This is a genomic window from Armatimonas sp. (genome assembly GCF_043760365.1).
Taxonomy (GTDB): domain Bacteria; phylum Armatimonadota; class Armatimonadia; order Armatimonadales; family Armatimonadaceae; genus Armatimonas.
Window position 1 is genome coordinate 1 of the sequence record NZ_JAYUPA010000806.1, and the last position, 3272, is coordinate 3272.

The following is a 3272-nucleotide window of genomic DNA, read 5'->3' on the forward strand; positions in this document are numbered from 1 at the left end:
TGGATCGGGTTTAGGAGCCCCAAAGTCAGCGTCCGCGATAACTACACTGAAGTAGGCTGTCAGCCCGGCCTGAGCGAGTTTTTCTCGCTGTATATGTGATGGGCCATTGGTAATAATCCCCAGTTGAAAGTGTGGCTGTAGTTTTTCGAGGGTCTCTTGTACACCGGGCAGTGGCTGCAGTGCCACTTTCTCCGCTTGGGCATAACGCTCCACCATCGCCAGTGTTAAAGCCTCCTCCTGGATCCCCAGGCGGCTGAGAGCTTCATGGGTGAGGAGGCGACGAAGCTCGGGCGTTGAGATTGTTTTCAGGGCCGTATAGCCGGGAGTACCGTAGCCCCAGAGTGTTTGGTAGGAGCTGGTGAGGGCAGCGGTGAGGGTCTGGAGATTCTGCTTGGGAAGGAGAGGAAGAGTTGCCAGCAGCGCAGCATGCATCGCCGCGCTCGTGCTGATCAGTGTGTCGTCAAGGTCAAAAAAGATCCCCTTCAAGCAACCCATGCCTGGTTATACCGCAAAACCGTTGGATTTAGGAGCTAGTCTTCGAATTCATCGTCATCGAAGGCGAACTCACCCCCACGCGGTCGCACGGCTGTGACACGAATTGAGTCCTCGACAAAGCGCGTGATCGCTTCTTCCTGAGCGAGCGCTGCTATCTGCTGGTGCAGGGTCTGAATTTCTTTTTCTGTCTGGGCAGCTTCCAGGCGTAGCTCTAGGGCGTGGCGCAGTGCCCCCCAGGTCTCCGCACGTGGGGCTCCTTCGAGGAAAGTCTCGATGAGCTCCTCCGTCGGATCAGCAATGGGATCGACAGCCGGATCGGTCATGAGGCTATCCCTACCTGCTCGGCGATATTGGTGCAGTGATCGCAGATCCGCTCCAGGTAGTGTGCCACAAAGAGTAGCGAGATCGCCTGAGCAACGGAGTGTGGATCGGTTTCAAGAATTGTCTTCAACTCAAGTCGCATGTGCTTGTAGAGTGCATCCGCCTCATCATCGGCTGCGATTAGCTCAGGAGCCTGCTTGCGATCTCGCCGGACAAAGGCATCCAAAGTCATGCGGAGCATGGTCTGTGCGATTTCCGCAAAATGAGGGATATCCACGAGAGGTTTATAGATCGCCTCTGCTCCCAGACGTTTTGTCGTCTCGGCTACATCTACCGCGTGGTCTGCGATTCGCTCCAGATCAATGGCTACCCGTAAGGCGGCAGTGATATGGCGCAACTCGCTGCCTGATGCTGACTTGTTGGCCAGGAGACGTAGACAGTGTGCTTCGACATCGCGCTCCAAGCGATCCACAAGGGCATCGCGTGCGATCACAGCATCGGCGATATCCATATTCTGGCGTATCAGTGCCGTCACGGAATCCCCTACCATCTCCTCGGCGGCCACCCCCATCTCGAGAAGAGTACGGCGTAGCTCCTTGAGATCTTCCTCAAAAGGTTGTTTTGATTTTGCCACTCTGAGCCTAGTGTATCAAATATATCCACAGTTTTGTTAAGCTCCTGTTAATGAATCGCATCCGAGGCGATCCTAAAGATATTACTGAGGTTCTCTGGTGTTAGAGTTTGTTCGGGAGTTCCTTGTGTCCGCACCTGCCCCTCGGAGAGAACGATCAAGTGATCACACCAGTGCTGTGCTTGTCTCAGATCATGGAGGACGACAACAATCGTTGTGCCGCTCTGGGTTCGTTGTTTCAGGAATTCCAGAAGTCGGTTCTGGTAGTGCAGGTCTAGGTGTGTGAGTGGCTCATCCAGCAGCAGAAACGGTGTTTGCTGGGCAAGAGCTCGGGCAATTGCGACGCGTTGGCGCTCGCCTCCCGAGAGGCTCAAGAGCGAGCGTCTGGCCAGCGCGTTCAGCTCCAGCGTGTCCAGTGCTTCCTGGAGACTACTCGGAGACGCCGCATGGAGCCCGACTAACTCCTGTGTGGTGAAAGCGAAGGCGAAGACGGTGGTTTGTGGGAGATAGGCGACGTACTTCGCCCGCTCTCGTGCCCGCCAGGTGGAGATGTCTATATCTCCCAGGGTAACTGCATCCTTTTGGGAACGGATCTCTCCGGCCAAGCAACGGAGCAGTGTTGTCTTTCCTGCTCCGTTGGGGCCGATGATTCCGGTAAGCTTCCCTTTTGGGATAGCCACCGAAATCTCCTTGAGGATTGGGGCTACACTTAGCCCCTCAGTGCGTAACTCCATCAGGAATGTTTCACGTGAAACATGCCCTAGAGAGGGCGACGTGTCCCCAGGAGCCCTGAAATGGGATTATTTGTCTGCTTTTGGCTTGTCGGGGCACTCGTGGGGGGAGCGGGTGGGTCAAAACGGAGCAAGAGACCCTCAAGCTCCTCTGCCGAAAAGAACTCCACCTCGATCTTGCCTTTTTCCTCGCTGCCCGTGAGACGCACACGCGTGCCTAGGGCTGTTCGCAGGCGGTCTTCCAGTGCTGTCCAGTCGGCGGAGGTTGTCTTGGCTGTGGCGGACGATGCACTAGGGGCTGCTGGAGCCATCATGCGCTCGACATCACGGACGGTTAATCCCTTGCCGACCGCTTGCCGAAAAACATCCTGCTGGCGCTTCTGGAATGCACCGTCGAGGCGACTCTTGCGATCACCTAGAAGGGCGCGTGCGTGCCCCTCGGTAAGAGCGCCTCTCTCCAGGCTCTCCTGGATAGGAGTCGGAAGCTCGAGGAGGCGCAGAGAGTTGGCAATTGCCGGGCGGCTCTTGCCAACCCGCTGCCCCATCTCCTCCTGGGTCCAGCCAAAGTCATCCATGAGCCGCCGGAACGCCCGGGAAGTCTCCATGGGGCCAATATCCTCACGAATGAGGTTCTCAATAAGGGCAAGGGCGAGTGTGTCCTCATCAGAGAGCTCGCGAATGACGACCGGAACCTTGACGAGGCCAGCCCGCAGTGCTGCCCGGTACCGACGCTCCCCGGCGACGATCTCATACCCGCCCGCGATGCGAGGTCGGACCAGAATCGGCTGCAGAATGCCATTTGCCCGAATGGAGTTGGCGAGCTCCTCCAGAGCGCCCTCATCGAAGTGCGTTCGTGGCTGATTCGGATTGGCGTGGAGACTTGCGATAGGGATTTCCTGCCCCGCTGCACTGAGCGGGAGACCTCCCTCGTGCCCCACCCCTAAAACATTAGCGGCGCCGCCACCAACGGGAATCAGATCGGCCAGACCCCTCCCCAGCACCCGTTTTCCGCTCGACATGCGCTATCAACTCCTTTGCGATACTTTCATAGGCCAGCGCTCCCTTAGACTTGGGATCGTAGACCGAGATGGGCT

The 3272-nt window shown here is 57.3% G+C and carries 5 protein-coding genes; all 5 read right to left on the minus strand.

What is annotated here, in order from left to right:
- Positions 1 to 495 (minus strand): HAD family hydrolase (locus tag ACH2EH_RS19625; RefSeq protein ID WP_395144328.1); only part of this gene is annotated, 495 nt, incomplete at its 3' end.
- A 35-nt stretch (positions 496 to 530) separates the two neighbouring features.
- Complete coding sequence (locus ACH2EH_RS19630) at positions 531 to 818, minus strand: hypothetical protein (protein ID WP_395144330.1); 288 nt, start codon at positions 816 to 818, stop codon at positions 531 to 533.
- On the minus strand, positions 815 to 1450 hold the full coding sequence (gene phoU / locus ACH2EH_RS19635) for a phosphate signaling complex protein PhoU (RefSeq protein ID WP_395144332.1): 636 nt from the start codon (positions 1448 to 1450) through the stop codon (positions 815 to 817). Before phoU ends, ACH2EH_RS19630 begins: the two co-directional genes overlap by 4 nt.
- Positions 1451 to 1497: 47 nt before the next feature.
- Positions 1498 to 2181: an ABC transporter ATP-binding protein gene (locus ACH2EH_RS19640; protein WP_395144334.1), complete on the minus strand. Its 684-nt coding sequence runs from the start codon at positions 2179 to 2181 to the stop codon at positions 1498 to 1500.
- Positions 2182 to 2207: 26 nt separating this feature from the next.
- Positions 2208 to 3197 (minus strand): ParB/RepB/Spo0J family partition protein, encoded by a 990-nt coding sequence (locus ACH2EH_RS19645; RefSeq protein WP_395144336.1) that lies wholly within the window; start codon positions 3195 to 3197, stop codon positions 2208 to 2210.
- Positions 3198 to 3272: the final 75 nt, after the last annotated feature.